The 16,365-nt window shown below is 50.9% G+C and carries 18 protein-coding genes and 1 pseudogene; 6 read left to right on the forward strand and 13 right to left on the reverse strand.

Features of this window, described 5'->3' with window-relative positions; translation table 11 throughout:
* Positions 1–36: 36 nt before the first annotated feature.
* Both ACTHPM_RS09420 and ACTHPM_RS09425 read right to left on the reverse strand, forming a co-directional pair.
* Positions 37–1,128 carry a Gfo/Idh/MocA family protein gene (locus tag ACTHPM_RS09420; protein ID WP_440394915.1) on the reverse strand — a complete coding sequence of 364 codons (1,092 nt, stop codon included), beginning with the start codon at positions 1,126–1,128 and terminating at the stop codon, positions 37–39.
* A complete protein-coding gene (locus tag ACTHPM_RS09425) occupies positions 1,121–1,888 on the reverse strand; it encodes a sugar phosphate isomerase/epimerase family protein (RefSeq protein ID WP_440394916.1) in 768 nt (255 codons plus the stop codon). Before ACTHPM_RS09425 ends, ACTHPM_RS09420 begins: the two co-directional genes overlap by 8 nt.
* Positions 1,889–2,377: 489 nt before the next feature.
* Between ACTHPM_RS09425 and ACTHPM_RS09430 the strand changes: the two genes are divergently transcribed.
* Positions 2,378–3,196, forward strand: a complete 819-nt coding sequence (locus ACTHPM_RS09430; RefSeq protein ID WP_440394917.1) for an AraC family transcriptional regulator — start codon at positions 2,378–2,380, stop codon at positions 3,194–3,196.
* Positions 3,197–3,262: 66 nt separating this feature from the next.
* Here ACTHPM_RS09430 and ACTHPM_RS09435 read toward each other — a convergent pair whose 3' ends face one another.
* The 3 genes from ACTHPM_RS09435 to ACTHPM_RS09445 all read right to left on the reverse strand — a co-directional run bounded on the left by ACTHPM_RS09435 (position 3,263) and on the right by ACTHPM_RS09445 (position 5,345).
* Complete coding sequence (locus ACTHPM_RS09435; protein ID WP_440394918.1) at positions 3,263–3,571, reverse strand: hypothetical protein; 309 nt, start codon at positions 3,569–3,571, stop codon at positions 3,263–3,265.
* 13 nt (positions 3,572–3,584) lie between these two features.
* Entirely contained in the window at positions 3,585–4,529 is a 945-nt protein-coding gene (locus tag ACTHPM_RS09440) for a Gfo/Idh/MocA family protein (protein WP_440394919.1), read from the reverse strand.
* A 123-nt stretch (positions 4,530–4,652) separates the two neighbouring features.
* Entirely contained in the window at positions 4,653–5,345 is a 693-nt protein-coding gene (locus ACTHPM_RS09445; RefSeq protein WP_440394920.1) for a TerC family protein, read from the reverse strand.
* A 369-nt stretch (positions 5,346–5,714) separates the two neighbouring features.
* On the opposite strand from ACTHPM_RS09445, the gene ACTHPM_RS09450 reads away from it, so the two are divergent.
* Together ACTHPM_RS09450 and msrA are read left to right on the forward strand one after the other, a co-directional pair.
* Positions 5,715–6,383 carry a TVP38/TMEM64 family protein gene (locus ACTHPM_RS09450; RefSeq protein WP_440394921.1) on the forward strand — a complete coding sequence of 223 codons (669 nt, stop codon included), beginning with the start codon at positions 5,715–5,717 and terminating at the stop codon, positions 6,381–6,383.
* Between the two features lie 14 nt (positions 6,384–6,397).
* Positions 6,398–7,366, forward strand: coding sequence for a peptide-methionine (S)-S-oxide reductase MsrA (gene msrA, locus ACTHPM_RS09455; protein WP_440421520.1), 969 nt, complete (start codon positions 6,398–6,400; stop codon positions 7,364–7,366).
* 76 nt (positions 7,367–7,442) lie between these two features.
* Here the strand turns inward: msrA and ACTHPM_RS09460 are convergent, their stop codons facing one another.
* From ACTHPM_RS09460 to ACTHPM_RS09470, 3 genes and pseudogenes are all read right to left on the reverse strand, one after another.
* Positions 7,443–9,062 carry an MDR family MFS transporter gene (locus ACTHPM_RS09460; RefSeq protein ID WP_440394923.1) on the reverse strand — a complete coding sequence of 540 codons (1,620 nt, stop codon included), beginning with the start codon at positions 9,060–9,062 and terminating at the stop codon, positions 7,443–7,445.
* A gap of 112 nt (positions 9,063–9,174) precedes the next feature.
* Positions 9,175–9,600: a MarR family transcriptional regulator gene (locus ACTHPM_RS09465; protein ID WP_440394924.1), complete on the reverse strand. Its 426-nt coding sequence runs from the start codon at positions 9,598–9,600 to the stop codon at positions 9,175–9,177.
* Between the two features lie 121 nt (positions 9,601–9,721).
* Positions 9,722–10,510 (reverse strand): annotated as a pseudogene (locus tag ACTHPM_RS09470) (lipid II flippase family protein).
* 129 nt (positions 10,511–10,639) lie between these two features.
* Here ACTHPM_RS09470 and ACTHPM_RS09475 point away from each other — a divergent pair.
* Entirely contained in the window at positions 10,640–11,104 is a 465-nt protein-coding gene (locus ACTHPM_RS09475; RefSeq protein WP_440394925.1) for a DUF2188 domain-containing protein, read from the forward strand.
* 94 nt (positions 11,105–11,198) lie between these two features.
* On the opposite strand, the gene ACTHPM_RS09480 is transcribed toward ACTHPM_RS09475, so the two are convergent.
* The gene (locus tag ACTHPM_RS09480) at positions 11,199–11,891 is read right to left on the reverse strand and encodes a YitT family protein (RefSeq protein WP_440394926.1); all 693 of its coding nucleotides are present in this window, start codon (positions 11,889–11,891) and stop codon (positions 11,199–11,201) included.
* Positions 11,892–12,418: 527 nt separating this feature from the next.
* Between ACTHPM_RS09480 and hmpA the strand changes: the two genes are divergently transcribed.
* Complete coding sequence (gene hmpA / locus ACTHPM_RS09485) at positions 12,419–13,618, forward strand: NO-inducible flavohemoprotein (RefSeq protein WP_440394927.1); 1,200 nt, start codon at positions 12,419–12,421, stop codon at positions 13,616–13,618.
* 80 nt (positions 13,619–13,698) lie between these two features.
* Here hmpA and ACTHPM_RS09490 read toward each other — a convergent pair whose 3' ends face one another.
* The 3 genes from ACTHPM_RS09490 to ACTHPM_RS09500 form a co-directional block, all read right to left on the reverse strand.
* The gene (locus ACTHPM_RS09490) at positions 13,699–14,073 is read right to left on the reverse strand and encodes a hypothetical protein (RefSeq protein WP_440394928.1); all 375 of its coding nucleotides are present in this window, start codon (positions 14,071–14,073) and stop codon (positions 13,699–13,701) included.
* Positions 14,074–14,247: 174 nt separating this feature from the next.
* The gene (locus tag ACTHPM_RS09495; RefSeq protein WP_440394929.1) at positions 14,248–14,634 is read right to left on the reverse strand and encodes a VOC family protein; all 387 of its coding nucleotides are present in this window, start codon (positions 14,632–14,634) and stop codon (positions 14,248–14,250) included.
* 2 nt (positions 14,635–14,636) lie between these two features.
* A complete protein-coding gene (locus ACTHPM_RS09500; RefSeq protein ID WP_440394930.1) occupies positions 14,637–15,134 on the reverse strand; it encodes a Crp/Fnr family transcriptional regulator in 498 nt (165 codons plus the stop codon).
* Positions 15,135–15,317: 183 nt separating this feature from the next.
* Between ACTHPM_RS09500 and ACTHPM_RS09505 the strand changes: the two genes are divergently transcribed.
* Positions 15,318–15,710 carry a hypothetical protein gene (locus tag ACTHPM_RS09505; RefSeq protein WP_440394931.1) on the forward strand — a complete coding sequence of 131 codons (393 nt, stop codon included), beginning with the start codon at positions 15,318–15,320 and terminating at the stop codon, positions 15,708–15,710.
* 174 nt (positions 15,711–15,884) lie between these two features.
* On the opposite strand, the gene ACTHPM_RS09510 is transcribed toward ACTHPM_RS09505, so the two are convergent.
* On the reverse strand, positions 15,885–16,334 hold the full coding sequence (locus tag ACTHPM_RS09510; RefSeq protein ID WP_440394932.1) for a CoxG family protein: 450 nt from the start codon (positions 16,332–16,334) through the stop codon (positions 15,885–15,887).
* Positions 16,335–16,365 lie beyond the last annotated feature (31 nt).

The following is a 16,365-nucleotide window of genomic DNA, read 5'->3' on the forward strand; positions in this document are numbered from 1 at the left end:
AGGGTCGTTCTTAAATTCCTATACGATTCGGAAAGATTACTCAAAATATACAGCTTTTCCTGTTTTGGCAGACTCATAAATAGCCTCCAAAATTTGCGTAACGACAAACGCCTGCTCAGGTTTGACTACAGGCTCTTTGTCTTCAAGGATCGCTTCAAGCCACAATCTTTGCTCCAAGTCAGACTCGCTTTCGGCCGAACCGGAATAAAAGGCTACCCCTCCTGCATTCAGATCCACTTTGGTGTCATACAAACGGCTCAGCTTCTCGCCATTGATGCGAAGTCCGTCTTTCATGTCGGCTCCCCCTTCGGTTCCGGCAAGAATCGTCTTAGCTTCGCCCGTTTCAACCACGTTCAGCGCCCAGCTGGATTCCAGCATAATTGTAGCACCGTTTTCCATCTGAATGAAGCCGAATGCGGAGTCCTCCACCTTAAACTGCTCCGGATCCCATGGACCGAACGCGTTGGCCGCATTTTCATGTTGTCCCAGCTTGTGGAACGTTGATCCCAGCACGCTTTTCGGTTTATAGTTATCCATCAGCCACAGCGTCAAATCAAGCGCATGCGTGCCGATATCGATCAGCGGGCCTCCGCCCTGCTTTTCTTCGTCCAGGAATACGCCCCATGTCGGAACACCCCGGCGACGGACCGCCAAAGCCTTGCCCAGATAGATATCGCCAAGCTCTCCGGCTTCGCAAAGCTGTTTCAGGTATTGGCTGTCGTTACGATACCGGTTTTGGTAGCCGATGGTCAGCTTTTTGCCCGTGCGTTTTGCCGCCTCCACCATTTCCTTCGCTTGAGCCGTCGTTTTGGCCATCGGCTTTTCGCACATCACATGCTTGCCGGCTTCCAGCGAAGCGACGGAAATTTCCGAGTGGGAGTCATTAGGCGTACATACATGAATGACGTCAATACTCTCGTCTTTCAGCAGCTCACGGAAATCCGTGTATACTTTAACGCCTTCCGCGCCGAATTCCGCGGCAGCCTTTTCAGCACGCTCTTTCTCGATATCACAAAAAGCCACCATTTGGGCTTGAGGCTGCTTCGCCAGACTCGGCATATGCTTTCCGTTAGCGATTCCTCCGCAGCCGATGATTGCAATTTTCAATGTTTGGTTCGAATTAGACATGTACAGGTCCTCCGTTTTGAGCGTAATTTTTGATCCATTCCATACTTTTTGCAATGCTTTCAAGCGGCGGGTTCTGGCAGATATCCTGCTCCACCACGATCCACTCCACTCCTGCTTTGTCCGCTGCCTCGGCAACGGCCTTCAAATCCACTTCGCCTTGACCCAGCTCAACTGTGAGCGGCGAGCCATCCTCTTGGCGTCGCACATCCTTCCAGTGAACAATTGGAAGGCGACCCGCGTAAGCATGGATATACTCGGCCGGGCTGTACCCTGCAAAGTGTGCCCAGCAAGTATCCAGCTCCACCTGGAGCTGTTCTGCTGGAACGGCCGCGTACATGGCGTCGAATACGGTTTGCTCGCCGATCTTTTCGTTGAACTCAAAGTCATGGTTGTGGTACAGCAGCACGGCCTGCTGCTCTTTGCAGCGGTCGCCGATTGTCTTCAAATTAGCGAACACTTCATCCCATTGACGATGATCTTCGCCCAAATAAGGAATGATCAGATGGGCATTGCCGATTTCTTGGTTGTAGGCAATTTCCTCATCGAGCGCGGACAGCATCCGCTCATAAGGCGTATGGGTTCCGAGCGCAACGAGACCGTACTTGTCCAGCAGTGCTTTCACTTCGGCAGCAGGACGTCCGAAGAAAGTGTGGAATTCAACGCCCTGATATCCAAGTTCTGCTACCTTCTTCAGCGTCCCCTCAAAATCCTGCTCCATTTGGTCGCGGACGGTGTACAATTGCAAACCGAGTTTTAACATGTTTGCCTCACTCCTGTTTTTGAATTAATGAAGAATGGATGCGTTGTTAGCCATCTTGGATAGATACATCAAATGCATCCTCCTTATATAGGATGGAGTCTATCCGAATTTGCCTGCTTGCGCGCCCGGCCATTCGTGTTCACTCTCCAAAACCACATATTTGCTTCACGCGGGATCCCATCGAAACGATGGACGGCATCAGGGACTTGTCAATCGCTATTACACGATAAGCCAGCAGTCCATCAGTACTGAATGCGTTTACAGCTCCTCATTCAGGCATCCGTGCAGCGGCCTCTCCCCCGTCTAACACCTAAACTTATCCGCGGTTCTTTTGCGTATTTTACAAGACGAATCAACAATCTAGTACCCATGGTATTCCGAATTCATTTATATTAAAATGAAGAATATGATTAAAACATGAACAATCTGGTCATTATTTTTACAAGTCCGGATTATGTCTGCATTCACCTTTGTCAAAGGAGTCATTTCATGTCCACGCAAGAAACCGTACATATCTATACAGCAGGATTCTCATTTCATCATAAACCCTTTTACATGACTGAAATGAACGGAGTCAAAAACTATCTCATGCGGCTGCAAACGGACGGGCGCTGCCGAGCCCGCGTCGATGGCGAGATGGTGCGGATCGAAGCAGGGGATCTGCTGATTTTTTCGCCTGACGAGCCCTATGAGCTGCGCATCGAAGAAGAACTCAATGCCCAGAACGAGCTTGCGGTCGAAAGCGGCGATTATCATATTTTTTTCGGCGGTACCTGGATAGACGAATGGTGGGCACGGCAAAAACGCCCTACACGGATTCGGGTTCCCCTGAATGAGACTGTGTTGACCCTTTTCAGGCAAATCGTGCTGGAGCAGCGTAAAATGTCCAATCCTTTCCCGGAAATCTCGGGATATTACATGCGGATCTTATGCCTCGAAACGGACCGGCTGTTGCGCGAGCATCCATCCACGACGCCAAAAACCTATCTGGCTTACCAGATCAAACATTACATAGAGGAGCATGCCTCCGTATCCTTCAAGCTGGAGGATGTGGCTGCGCATGTCGGTATCAGCGTCTCCCGGGCCGTTCACCTCTTCAAGGAGGCGTTTGGAACCAGCATCATGCAGTACACGCTGGACGTCCGCCTGGAGATGGCCCGCGAGCGCATCATTTTCAGTCCGATGTCGCTCGAGAATATCGCGGAAACCTCCGGATTTGCCAATTACACGTATTTTCATCGTGTATTCCGTTCCCGTTTCGGCAAATCCCCCAAGGAATTCCGGATCGCGAACCGGGAACAAATCTAATCCGGCAGGAGCTTCCGACACAAAAAGGCAGACACCTTTCAAGGGTGACTGCCTTTTCTTCATATCCTATTTCGCCGGTCTGCCGGATATGGCCTCGGAAACCACGAACGCCAAATCCTCGTTGCCGAACAGGGTCAACACGCCAAGGACCGTATCGTCCGGAATCGGACCTGCCTCTTCTTTGGGTACGGTCAGTTCCAATACGCGCTGCAATCTTTCGTTGCTCTGCTGCTGCGGATAGGCCTTCAGATACAGTTCCTCGGGGTCCAAGCCCTCGTTCACGCACCACTGAGCGAACACAAGAATCATCATATCCTCGTCCTGACGGTAGCTTTCCACGATGCCTTCTTCCACTGATTTGCGGTATTCATCCATTGCTTAGTTCCCCCTAACTGTTGTCCGCGATCCTTGCGGCCAGTTCATGGCTGCTTAAGACCTTATCGGCCCGGATGCTGCAAAGCTCAGGACGGACGATGCACTCCAGAAAATGATTGACCGCGCCGGCGAAGCCTCTGCGCTCCAGAATGGTATCCCAGCTGCCAAAGGTACGTGTCACGGATGATTGGCCTTTTTCGTAAAGAACCGCTTGTTCGAGATTAATAACCTCTGCGGACCGGCCGCCGCCGTGAAGCTCCAGCTTCTCCAGATCTGTCCCCGCCTGCCTGACCATGCCATAGCTCCCATAGCGCGTATCCCTAAAGCCGAGGGCGCCGGATGCATGGAGCATGCGTCCCTCCGCGTCCCTTACAAGCTGCCGAGAAGCGATATGGTATTCATCCCCGCCAAGCCACAGGAGAAGGTCGAGCATATGAATGAGATCGTCGAATACGGTCTCGCCGGCGGTACCGGACTGCTGCCGTGTACGATGTTTGACCGCGGACATCTGGTCAAAGCCGCCCGCCGAGGCCAGCCATGACTTAGCTTCCTGATACATGGGGGCGAATCTGCGGTTAAAGCCCACAGCCAGAAGAAGTCCCTTGGCTTTTGCCAGCGCAGCAAGCTCCCTGCATTCGGACAAATCGGCGCTAAGCGGCTTATCCACGTATACCGGAAGGCCATGCTCCAGGCAGGCTTTAACAATATCGTAATGGGCGGCTGTCGGACTGTGGACGAAGACCGCATCCACGCCCCATGACCATAGTTCATTTAAATTCGTGGTTCCATGCTGAAGCCGATATTGCGCCACGGTCCGCTGTACCGTTTCTTCCGAACGGCTGATGACGCCGACGATTTCGGCTTGCTCGTGATGCGCCAAAAGCGGCAGATATACCTTCCGTGCAATATCCCCGATGCCGATCATGGCAATCCGCCGCTTGCTGATGCTGTCATTCATTGTGCACAATCCACCTTTCACTCTCGTACGCAAGGATCGATACACATTATACCTTCTTTACTATATAAATTGTACTGAATTAAAGAGAAGGCGCTTCTCCGGTATCCCAGACGGAATACTTACTCAATTCATGCCGACCGCCTGGCCCTTTGCCGCCTCGGCTTTCTTCTTCTTCGAACGGAGACCGATCAAAACAACCGCCAGAACAACGACAAGCTCAAACGCGTACTTCAGGAAAGCATTGCTGAACAGATCGTGAATCATCGGCTCTTCGACCAGCATCTTCGAAGCGGTCCAGGCGAGCACGGCGGATCCGAAAGTGATGATGAACGGGAATCTTTCAGTCAGTTTAACGATGATCGTGCTTCCCCAGACCATGATCGGAACCGAAATCGCAAGACCGATGATGACGAGCAGGAAGTCGCCGTGTGCTGCTCCTGCAACTGCGAGCACGTTATCGAGGCCCATCATGGCGTCCGCGATGATAATGGTGCGAATGGCTGCCCAAATCTGATTCCCCGCCGAGATATCATGCTTTTTCTCATCGATCAATAGCTTGTAGGCGATCCAAATGAGCGCCAGCCCGCCGACCAAACGCAGACCCGGGATCAGCAGCAGCTGAACGACAAGCAGCGTGGCGATAACCCGGATAACGACCGCACCGACGGTCCCCCACAGGATGACTTTTTTCTGATCTTCTTTTCTTACGTTGCGTGCGGCAAGACCGATGACGATGGCATTGTCTCCGGCAAGTACCAAGTCGATGATAACGATTGACATCAGGGCTGTCCAAAATGCCATGCTTAACAATTCCATTTCAATTCCACCTTTCCGGTTTTTGGGAGTGTGACTTCCCTGATTAAATTGTTTGCTATGATTAGTCCGCCGCATGAAAAAAGCGCCCCTTACCTTCATCAGGTAATGGCGCTTTTTTTCCACCAAAAAAGACCTTTACCTAATGAAAATCAGGCAAAGGTCTCGCAAAACAACGTTACGTTGCCAATAAAGCCGGGGATGCTGATCCCGTAATGACGACTTTATTGCATGAGCTACTCCCCTTTGGGAACTATTCACTTGTTGAAGTCATTATAGCAAACCCCTTGGAAAATTACCATGGTTTTATTTTTAGCTTTCATCTTTGGTATGATGGAGCAGACAGGCGATCCCGATAAGAGAGGAATAGGCATGAACAAATGGCTGCTCGCCGCTCTGTACGCGGCTGTATTAACGATAGCATTGATTTACAGGAACGCGATCGTGGATTACATGCATCAGCACGGGTCGTTTCCCGTTCTGCTAGCTCTGGCGACCCTGATCGCCCTTTTTCCCATCCTTCCCTACAAGCTGGTCATCGCCGCACTCGGTTATTCCTTCGGCACCCTATGGGCAGCAGTCATCAGCTGGCTGGGCACCCTGATCGCCGCGACCGTTATCTATGCGCTTGTCAGAACCTTTTTCAGGGAACAAGGACGACGTTACCTCGGACGCGTCAAAGCCCTGCAGACATTTACCTCGTGGGTGGAGTCCCGTCCCTTCGCCAGCATTGCCGCCGGACGCTTGATCCCCGTCATTCCGCAGATGGCCGTGAATGTGTTCGCGGGGGTGGCATCGGTTCCCTTCTGGACTTTTACCGTCGCCTCCGGACTCGGCAAGCTGCCTGGCATATTTCTGTATGCCTTTCTCGGCGGCCAGGGCGGGCGGCATCCGCTTGCTTCGATTGCCGTTGTTGGCGGTTACGTATTACTGCTGGGACTGCTGCTGCTCCTATACCGCAAGAGCGAACGTTCGCGGCGGCAGGGCCCTTTCCTTGGTTCTGGGATGGAGATCGATTATAATAAAGAAGACAAATCATGAAACGGAGTGATATCATGAGCGATTTACAAGCGGTTCATCAGGAAAAAGCGACCTTTGCAGGCGGATGCTTTTGGTGCATGGTAGCCCCGTTTGAAGAGCTGCCCGGCATCATCAAGGTGGAATCCGGGTATACGGGCGGCCATACCGAAAACCCTACCTATGAAGAAGTCTGCTCCGATACGACAGGACATGTCGAAGCGGTGCAAATTATGTACAACCCGGAAGTCTTCCCTTATAACAAGCTGCTGGAGCTCTTTTGGCAGCAAATCGATCCGACGGACGAGGGGGGACAGTTCTACGACCGCGGGCATTCGTACCGGACGGCCATCTTTTACCATACCGACGAGCAGCGGGTTCAGGCAGAGGCTTCCAAAGCCAAGCTGGCCGATAGCGGCCGCTTCAACAAGCCGATCGTAACTCCGATCCTGCCTGCGCAGCCTTTTTATGCCGCTGAGGAATACCATCAGGACTACCATAAGAAGAATCCGGGCCACTACAAGCGCTACCGCAAAGGCTCCGGCCGGGATGATTTTCTGGAAAAGGCTTGGGCGCCGGAGAAGGATAAGTCGGAGCTTAAGCAGCGACTGACTCCCATCCAGTACGAGGTGACGCAAAACAATGCGACAGAGCCCCCTTTCCAAAATGATTTCTGGGATCATCACGGGGAAGGCATTTACGTGGATATCGTATCCGGAGAGCCATTGTTCAGCTCCCGCGACAAATACGATGCCGGCTGCGGCTGGCCAAGCTTTACACGTCCCATCCGTGACTACAGCATTAAGGAAAAGATGGATTTGAGCCATATGATGGTCCGCACCGAAGTTCGCAGCAAAGGCTCCGATTCGCATCTTGGCCATGTGTTCGATGATGGTCCGGGACCAAGCGGCCTGCGTTACTGCATCAACTCCGCTGCCCTCCGATTCGTTCCGAAAGAAGAGCTGGATCAGCAGGGATATGGCGAATATAAGGCGCTGTTTCAATAACCCGGAAGACTTGTCTACCGGATATACTAAAAAAGCCTGAGGCCTCTTAAAATAAGAGCCTCAGGCTTTTGCCTTGTTAAACGGATGATGTAGCCGTCGTTTTCTCGGATTTCGCCTGCTTCGACGCTTCCGGCATTTTGTTTGATGTCCGCAGCGGAATTTCGCGCAGGAAGAACGTCAGCACAAGCGCGACGACGACGAGCGCCGCTCCTGACAAGAATACGGTCGTCAAGGAAGAACGGAGCGCATGCTTCAGCATATCGATCATTTGCGTGAGCACGGCCTGCACATCCTGCGGCATCGTTTCCTGCAGCGTGTGGAGCTTCGGCTGATCGAGAAGCATTTCGGGATTCTGAAATGGCGCCAGCTGCTTGGCGACTTCCGGATCCAGCTGCTGCAGATTCACGCCTTTGCCCGACGTCATGGCATCCTTCATGTTGCTGGTCAGGCTGGATGTCATGATCGTGCCCATGACGGCAATGCCGATCGTGCCGCCCAAATTCCGGAACAGCTGGGAAGATGCCGTAGCAACGCCAAGCTGGTCAGGCCGGACTGCATTCTGAACCGTGAGGGAGAATACCGGCATGCCGATACCGAGTCCCAGGCCAAACACGATCATGGCCACGACGGCCAGCCATACGCTATTCATGTAGGCCATGATCAGCATGCCGACGATCATGATCGGAATGCCTGCCAAGGCAAAACGCTTGTATTTCCCTGTCTTGGTAATCAGTCTGCCGATAATGGTGCTCACAATAACCATCGAAATGGACATCGGCATCGTCACATAGCCCGAATACGTCGGCGAAATCCCCTCGACCCCCTGCACGAAGAACGGCAGATAGATGAGAGCTCCCATCATGCCGGCATTCATGATGAAGCCGATCACATTCGAGATGGTGACGATATCGTTGCGGAACAAGGACAATGGAAGAACCGGGCTTTTCACGACTCTTTCCACGAGTATGAACAGAATCAGGAACACGGCAGCTGCTCCGAACAGGCCGAGAATCTGCCAGGATCCCCAGTCGTACTTTGTACCTGCCCATGAGAATCCAAGCAGAAGCGGAACAATCGTTAACGTCAGGAAGAGCGATCCGAAATAATCGATCTTCTCGGACTTTTTGCGCTGAACCTTCGGAAACAGCATCATGATCATGACAAAAGCGACAACGCCGAGCGGGAGGAAAATCCAGAACAGCCATTTCCACTCCAGGTTATCCACAAGCCAGCCGCCGAGCGTCGGCCCGAGCACGCTGGAGAAGCCGAAGACAGCCATCATGATGCCGGTCCACTTGCCTCTTTCACGCGGAGAGAACAGATCGCCGACAGCCGTAAAGGCGGATGCCATAATAATCCCTGCTCCGATCCCCTGAATTCCCCGGTATGTGATGAGCTGAAAAATGTCTTTTGAAAATCCGCTTAAAAATGCACCGATAATAAAAAACACGATACCGGCCAGGATGAAAGGTTTGCGTCCATATATATCAGACAGTTTGCCTACGAGAACCGTTGCAATCGTGGAGGTCAGCATGTAGATGGTAATGACCCATGTATAATAGTCCATGCCTCCGAGAATCGCTATGATTCGCGGCATTGCCGTGCTGACGATCGTCTGATTGATCGCGGAGAAGAACATGGCCGCAATAATCGCAATCATGATCGTTACTTTTCTCTTTTGGGATAAATCCTCCAAATGAACTCCACTCCTTGTTTTTACTGAAAGTAAGCTTGCAGCGCTGTAGGGCTATTATGTAATCTGGGCTGTGTATGCCCTGCTGCTCCGGCAGCCATAATGAAGCTTTTGTTTAATCCTGCTGCTTCGGTACAACCATTTTTTCACATAACTCGGTGACGATCCGAACCTCTTCGGGCTCTAGACGGGACATGTGCTCCTTCAGGCACCTATTCCTCTTTTGGACGGCTTGGGCCAGAACCTGGGCTCCCATCGGCGTTGTCCCCACCAAAATCACTCTTCGGTCCGCAGGATCATTGGAGCGCGCAACATAACCTGCCTTCTCAAGGCGATCCACCATGACCGTAACAGCGCTCGGTTTGACCTCGAGCCGTTCGGCAAGCTGCGTCAAATTGCATCTCTGCTCCGTGTGAATATAGTTCAGCATAAACAGCTGCGGCCCCGTTAAATAATCCTGCACTTCCCTGCAGACATCCGTTTCCAGACTTCGCCACAATGATTTCACGGCAGCATGAAGCCGATTGGCAAGCGCGTCCATCCCGATCCCCCTCTCTGTCCAAATTAATAAGGTAAGCTATTATTTCAATGGTTTAAATATTAAAAGCTTGAAGGTCTTATGTCAACCCTGTTATATGTAAATTTTTTCTTTTATTATTTCCTTACCTAATGATCCAGCCGATCCAATAAGCGCATGGAACGAGCAGCAGCTGCGCTAGCAGTGTTCCCGCCATGCGGGATACCATCATTAAGCCGAATACCCGGTTTACACTCGCAATCCCCGCCTCCCCGCGCAAGGCTTTATCTGACAGCAAAGCGATCCGGGGATCGATCAGCAGCGTCAGCAGAATGGTCGCCAAGCCATTGATGAGTCAGGAGGAGGTCGAGGCTGTCAGACGAAACGCCGGCCATAAGTATGCCGCATATAATGAAGAAAGAACGCCAACGGTGTAGATTGCCGTCACGAGCATGTTCAGCACCATAAGCCTTTTGGGCAGCGGGCCCTCAAGCAGCGAGCGAAGCATGCCGAAGGTCGGTCTTCTGAAATAGGTCAAACCATGTCTCCACTTGGAAAAAGTCATCATATTCCGAATCATTCTCGGAACCGAGCCTGCAGCCTCCAGATGAACGACCATGCGGGAGCACAGTCTGACTACGCTCGGAAACAGGAATATGGCCAGCAGCGTTCCGATTGTAGCAGCGGCTATGATCCCATGCAGTTTGGACTCCAGATGAAAGGCTGCCGACTGCAGCGCTCTGTCCACCATATTTCCTACCATCGGGCTTTGGGCGATATTGGAAGTTCTAGAGACCAGCACCAGGAGTCCTGAGAGCGACAATGCCAGCGTGATTCTACGGCTTCGAAGCCCCCCTAAGCGCAGCGCGTAGGATAAACTGTCAACCGTATGAATGACCATTGTAAACATCAATATCATCATAAGCTGAATCATTTTGAAAAACTCCTTTTGGGATTTGACATTTTCCCATTATAAACCATCTGTTACAAATTACTACCGTTTGATTCCTCCCGCCCCGGGTAATATACCGGTACAAGAACCATTTACACGGGAGGGATTCCAATGCCTTGGAACAAAAACGATTACCCTGTATCCATGAAAAATCTGGATGCCAGAGTCCGAAATAAAGCCGTTGATATTGCAAATGCATTATTGGAAGAAGGTTATGAAGAAGGCCGGGCCATTGCCATCGCAACCGCCCAAGCAGAAAAATGGGACAAAGACCATCCGGAAGGCAGCAGCGCGGATCATGCACATGACAATGCACACAGCTCGGAGCATCCGTCGAAGCCGCATGAGTCGGGTCGCCAAAATTCAGCATCCGAACTATCCAGTCGACCGAATTTGCATGTTGTTGCTGCTGACGAAGGATGGGCTTTGAAACAAGAAGGCCGGGATAAACCGTTATCGACATTCGATTCCAAAAAGGAAGCCGTCGACGAGGCGAAGAAGCAGGCATCCAAAACCGGCGTCAACACGATCATTCACGGCGAAGACGGGCGTATTCAGACCAATATGAGTTCTTGATCCGGGGCCGCAGCATGCCACCGATGATCCTCAAGAAGCGGTGCAGAAACAAAAAAACCGCCTGATTCCGAAAATGAAATCAGGCGGTTATCTGTTAATGAGCACTCCGCACCGCATGAACGGGCGTGGAGGCGACCTTCTGAGATTGAGCCGGTTCGGGTACGGCAGTAACGGCCGTTTTCCCCTTACGGAATGCAAGCGTAAATGTAATGGTCTGCCCGGCAATGCCAACCGCCAAAATCGTAAACAGCGTTTCTTTCAGCGGCAAATAGAACAGGGACAGCAGCAGCACGGCGGCATCCATCAAAATAAACACGGTGCCTACCTTCAGTCCGCTCCAGCGGCTAATGAGCAGCGATAAAATGTCATCTCCGCCGGTAGCTCCCCCAAATCGGAGAACCAGTCCTGTGGCAAACCCTGTGACCAGTCCGGACAACAGCGCAGCCAGCAGCAAATTATTGTGCAGGTCGATGACCAGCAGGGAATAGCGTTCGAGCAGTTCGTAAAAAATAGAAAACGAAAAGGTCGCGAGCAGTGTATTCATCACAAACTTACGTCCTTTCAAAAACATGGCGACCAGAATCACGGGAATGTCGAGAATCAGCATGCTTAGCGCCGGGTTAAAGCCCAGCACATATTTTCCGAGCAAAGACAGCCCTACGAATCCGCCCTCCGATAAATGATTTTGAAAATTGATGTGATAATACGCGAATGCCAGCAAAAAAGTTCCGAACAACATCATAACAATTGGTGCAATTTTAGAAATTAAATGGTCTTTCTTTCTCATACAGGTTCCCTCTCATCGAAGTAGGTTAGTCATGGATGTGACAAACCACTGTGAAAAGGCAGAAACCTGCAGAACCGAATCCTTCGCATCTTGGGCTTCCTTCTTTCGCAGAGTTTGTCTAACGTCCGTTAGTGTCATGGTGACTGTACTCTACGAAAGGGAGCTAAGTGTAAGAGAGATCATAACGTTTCCAAATCGTCCTTTGGGGATTGTTCCTTCGGGGACACATGGTATCCTGATCCTTTCTTTTGTTTGTTTAGTTTCTTCATATATTATAACACATTCTTGGCAAGTGCTAAACAGCTGACTTGCTGTATTTGGTAAAAAGCCAACATTTGCATAGGCAAAATCATGATATCGCCCTATCTGTTACCGTTCAGTGTGAACATAGTCATTGCCAAAATACGGTGTTCACACATTCTCTATCTTTAATGTGACGAGAATCACAATTAGGATACCACCCGTTTTCTATACTGAAATAGGAAGCAAAAGCATCCCGAATCATACCAGAGGAAAGAGGAATTCGTATGCTAACACAAGAAACCATTGACATTATTAAATCGACAGTTCCTGTTCTTGAAGTTCACGGAAAAGAAATTACAACCGCTTTTTACAACATGTTGTTCGAAAATCACCCCGAACTGCTTAACATATTCAACCACGCCAACCAAAGAGAAGGCAAACAGCCTCAGGCCCTTGCGAACGCCGTATATGCGGCTGCGGCCCATATCGACCATTTGGAGGACATTCTGCCTGTCGTGAAGCAAATCGGCGAAAAGCACCGGGCCCTGAACATTCTGCCTGAGCATTATCCGATCGTCGGCGAAAATCTGCTGGCCGCCATCAAAAAAGTGCTGGGCGATGCAGCAACTCCCGAAATCATCGACGCTTGGGGCAAAGCCTATGCCGTCATTGCCGATGCTTTCATCGGCGTCGAAGCCGAGATGTACCGGGAAACCGAAGAAACTCCCGGCGGCTGGCGCGGATTCCGTCCTTTCGTCGTCGACCGCAAGGTCAAAGAGAGCGACGTCATCACTTCGTTTTACTTGAAACCTCAGGATGGTGGCGCAATATCCAGTTATCTTCCAGGCCAATATATTACCGTGAGAGTAAAACCTGAAGGCGAAACCTATTCTCATATTCGCCATTACAGCTTGTCTACTGCTCCAGGACAGGATTACTACCGAATTTCCGTCAAACGTGAAGATGAAGCTCCCGGCAAGCCTGCTGGTGTTGTCTCCACCTACTTGCATGACTCTGTCAAGGAAGGTGACGTGCTTGAAGTCAGTGCACCGGCCGGATCGTTCACACTGGATACGTCGTCCAACATTCCGCTGGTGCTTATCGGCGGCGGCGTCGGCCTGACTCCGATGATCAGCATGCTGGAAACCGTACTGAAGGAGCAGCCTGAGCGGGAAGTAACCTACATTCATGCTGCCATCAACGAAGGCTTCCACGCAATGAGAGAGCATGTGGAGGAGCTCGATGCTGCTCATGACAAGCTTAAATCGTATGTATGCTACGAGAAACCGCTTGGTCAATGCACCTGCCATAAAACCGGCTACATCGATCTTCCTTGGCTGCAAGAAGTAACTTCCAAGGACTCGGATTTCTACTTCTGCGGTCCGGTGCCTTTCATGAGCGCCGTATATCAGGCTTTGCAGGCGTGGGGCGTGCCGGCTGAACGGATTCATTATGAATTTTTCGGACCTGCGGGAAGTTTGTAAGACGTAAGCATAAGCTTTCGGCTCAAAGCCAAGGGATACTTGTCCTATAAGGGACGGTATCCCTTTTTTAGTGCATCCGTTTATTTGCCCCATCTTAAGAACATCGCCAGTTTGCAGCACGGGGCATTCTGAACTTTGGGGTCAACCGTGATGCCGATGCCGCTGGGGGAAAACTCGGACTCAATCGTTACCGTGGTGCTGATCGATTTCATCAGGCGGTCGACCTCCGGTTTGTTGCCCGCCTGGGCAGCCGTCATGACCTGAACGGCAAAGCCCTGCTCGGACAGCTTATTCAGAATGCGGTACCCCTCTTCCATCAGTTTGTAATAATCCTGTATCGATTGATTCAGCGTATCGGTCTTTACTTGGGGGTATTCCCGAATCCAGAAGGGCGCCTGGGGATAAGGGGTTACGCAAGGAACAGCATAATAGCCGAAATACCGGGGGTAACTCATATGAGCTATCTCCTTTCTCTGGGTTCAGATAACCCATTATATGTGCGTTTACCCCATTGGTGAGGTCTTCCCAGCTTGCCCTTTCACGGAATATAAAAAGGGCTCCTTCTCAGGAGCCTCTCGTATTTTTGTGGATCTTGTTATGTAATTGCAAACTCAGCCGATAACCTCTACTTAAACGCCACAGGCCAGTTCCACCTTAATCCGGTCCGGATCCTCGAAGAATACCGCGTAATGCTCTGGTCCGCCTGCATACGGATGCTTGTCCTCATACAAAAGCGGGATTCCCTTGTGCCTGATGGCATCCGTCATCTGATCAACCAGTCTTCGGGATTCCGCGTGAAACGCCAAATGATTGAGCCCTGTTGCCTTGCGGTGGTAGGGAGCCTCCAAGAAACGCTCCTCTGTCTGTACAAAAACCAGGTACGTAGGCCCCTGCTTAAAGCTGAAGCCCTGCTCCCACTCCTGGTATATTCCATACCCGAGCGCTGTCAGCAGCCAATCCCAAAATTCACGGCTCCGTTTCAAATCCGAAACGTTGATTTCCACATGATGCAGCATCCTTAATGTCCCCTTAGCAAGCGATTGATGGTTTCACGGCGCACGCCGATCAGCTGCCCGATTTCCTCCTGCGTCAGCAGCTCGGTAAAATGAACCCCATGCGAATAATCGTCAAGCCATTCAGACAAAAGCTCCAGCCGCTCCGCCGGCGTGCCTACCGTTAAATGATCCAGTCTTTTCTGCATGAAACGGACCTTCTCCTGCAGCAGCAGCGCGATCTCCAGCGCCTTTTCCGGTTTCTCCCGTACTTCTCTGTACCATTCCTCCGCCGGGATCCGCTCCACTTCGCTGCGCATCAAGGCAATGGCGGTGCCATGGGCTTCTTTGGGCGTAATTAACGAATGATGAGGAACTGTTTCCCCTGCATATAATATATTAAAAAGCACCATATTGCCGTTTTCGTGAAGGCGCGTCACTTTAAACAACCCGCTCTTGATATGGTATAAATATTCCCCCCCATCCCCCTGGTGGAATAAAATTTCCCCTTTATGCAAAATCATATATTATCTTCCTCCGTTCGAAAAGACAAGTTTTGGCTCGTGCTGCCAACGCTCCATTTATTATAACAGAAAGTCCCGGTACGATTTCCAGTGTTTTGCCCCTTGCCATAATGCATCATTTTCACGTAACATGAATATAAAAAGAACATACGTTCCTATTTTTATTCTCAAGGAAGTGCTCCCATGAAAGCATCATCCCTTCCCCCTGCCCCGGCCGAAGAAGACACGCTGCTTGTCAAAACCTACGTGCTGCACGTCGTCCTGCTGGACGTTCTGGAACGGGATATCCGCACGCTGGGTACGCTTGCCCTCAAACTGCCCGATGTTTATATCCGCGGACTGTCCGAAGTCCAAAACAAAGCCATGCACAAGCTTACGGCCATTCGGAAAGATATGCGGTCGCGCGGCATCCGCGTATACGAGGAAAACCGGAACAGCAAGGGCATCGAAGCCCTCTACTTGTGCCGGGGATACCAGCGCCGGTTTTTCATGCTGTGGTCTTATGTCAAAGCGGAAACGGCCGCTGAGCTCTGCACATACCTGGGAATCAGCCTTGTCCCGCTAAACGGCAAATAAAAAAGGCCCGCAAAAATTTTTTGCGAGCCTGCTTTATCAGGTTGAAGCTTCCTATTATGGATCAAGCTGTTTAGTTCATTTCCGTATCTAAGGCTATTTTATTAAGTAGACTATTTTATTAAGCTATTAAGGCTATGTTTTTTCAGGCTATGGAGCAATCCGAAGTTCGATGATTTAAGCCACTGCCGTCTCTTCGATTTTGTTGCCGATCGCGGTTGCCAGTTCTTCGGCCGTTTTCGGAACAAAGGTTTTCAGGATGGCATTGATCATCGGGCCCATGGCCCCTTTGGCCGTAATATCCAGCATGCCGGTCATGCGGGTATGGCCCGCATCGATCACCTCGGCTTCGAAATATCCGTCCCCGGCAAAATTTTCGTTAATCCCGGTAAGGTTGAAGGTTACCTTGCTTGGCTCGATCCAAGCCGTGATATCGATTTTGAGACTGACTTTTTTCTTCATGATGCCGATATCGCCCTTGAAGGTCCACGTCGATTCTCTGTCGTTGATAATTTCATGGTTCATGTAGCCGGGTACCAGCGGTGCCCATTGATTCATGTCGCTTACAAAGTTCCATACATCCTGAATCGGAACGTTCAGATCCATTGTGTGTACGCCCTGTGGCATGTTCCAAAACTCCCATTCTTCATCAAATTTG

This window comes from Paenibacillus sp. SAFN-054 (assembly GCF_051966755.1).
GTDB lineage: Bacteria > Bacillota > Bacilli > Paenibacillales > Paenibacillaceae > Paenibacillus_AQ.

Excerpts from the sequence above, each read along its gene's own strand:
- ACTHPM_RS09505 (WP_440394931.1), top strand. The coding sequence starts at position 15,318 with ATGAAAGCATCATCCCTTCCCCCTGCCCCGGCCGAAGAAGACACGCTG.
- ACTHPM_RS09475 (WP_440394925.1), top strand. The coding sequence starts at position 10,640 with ATGCCTTGGAACAAAAACGATTACCCTGTATCCATGAAAAATCTGGAT.
- ACTHPM_RS09480 (WP_440394926.1), bottom strand. The coding sequence starts at position 11,891 with ATGAGAAAGAAAGACCATTTAATTTCTAAAATTGCACCAATTGTTATG.
- ACTHPM_RS09420 (WP_440394915.1), bottom strand. The coding sequence starts at position 1,128 with ATGTCTAATTCGAACCAAACATTGAAAATTGCAATCATCGGCTGCGGA.
- ACTHPM_RS09445 (WP_440394920.1), bottom strand. The coding sequence starts at position 5,345 with ATGGAATTGTTAAGCATGGCATTTTGGACAGCCCTGATGTCAATCGTT.
- ACTHPM_RS09465 (WP_440394924.1), bottom strand. The coding sequence starts at position 9,600 with ATGGACGCGCTTGCCAATCGGCTTCATGCTGCCGTGAAATCATTGTGG.
- hmpA (WP_440394927.1), top strand. The coding sequence starts at position 12,419 with ATGCTAACACAAGAAACCATTGACATTATTAAATCGACAGTTCCTGTT.
- ACTHPM_RS09450 (WP_440394921.1), top strand. The coding sequence starts at position 5,715 with ATGAACAAATGGCTGCTCGCCGCTCTGTACGCGGCTGTATTAACGATA.
- ACTHPM_RS09490 (WP_440394928.1), bottom strand. The coding sequence starts at position 14,073 with ATGAGTTACCCCCGGTATTTCGGCTATTATGCTGTTCCTTGCGTAACC.
- ACTHPM_RS09440 (WP_440394919.1), bottom strand. The coding sequence starts at position 4,529 with ATGAATGACAGCATCAGCAAGCGGCGGATTGCCATGATCGGCATCGGG.
- ACTHPM_RS09425 (WP_440394916.1), bottom strand. The coding sequence starts at position 1,888 with ATGTTAAAACTCGGTTTGCAATTGTACACCGTCCGCGACCAAATGGAG.
- ACTHPM_RS09430 (WP_440394917.1), top strand. The coding sequence starts at position 2,378 with ATGTCCACGCAAGAAACCGTACATATCTATACAGCAGGATTCTCATTT.
- msrA (WP_440421520.1), top strand. The coding sequence starts at position 6,398 with ATGAGCGATTTACAAGCGGTTCATCAGGAAAAAGCGACCTTTGCAGGC.
- ACTHPM_RS09435 (WP_440394918.1), bottom strand. The coding sequence starts at position 3,571 with ATGGATGAATACCGCAAATCAGTGGAAGAAGGCATCGTGGAAAGCTAC.
- ACTHPM_RS09510 (WP_440394932.1), bottom strand. The coding sequence starts at position 16,334 with ATGCCACAGGGCGTACACACAATGGATCTGAACGTTCCGATTCAGGAT.
- ACTHPM_RS09495 (WP_440394929.1), bottom strand. The coding sequence starts at position 14,634 with ATGCTGCATCATGTGGAAATCAACGTTTCGGATTTGAAACGGAGCCGT.
- ACTHPM_RS09500 (WP_440394930.1), bottom strand. The coding sequence starts at position 15,134 with ATGATTTTGCATAAAGGGGAAATTTTATTCCACCAGGGGGATGGGGGG.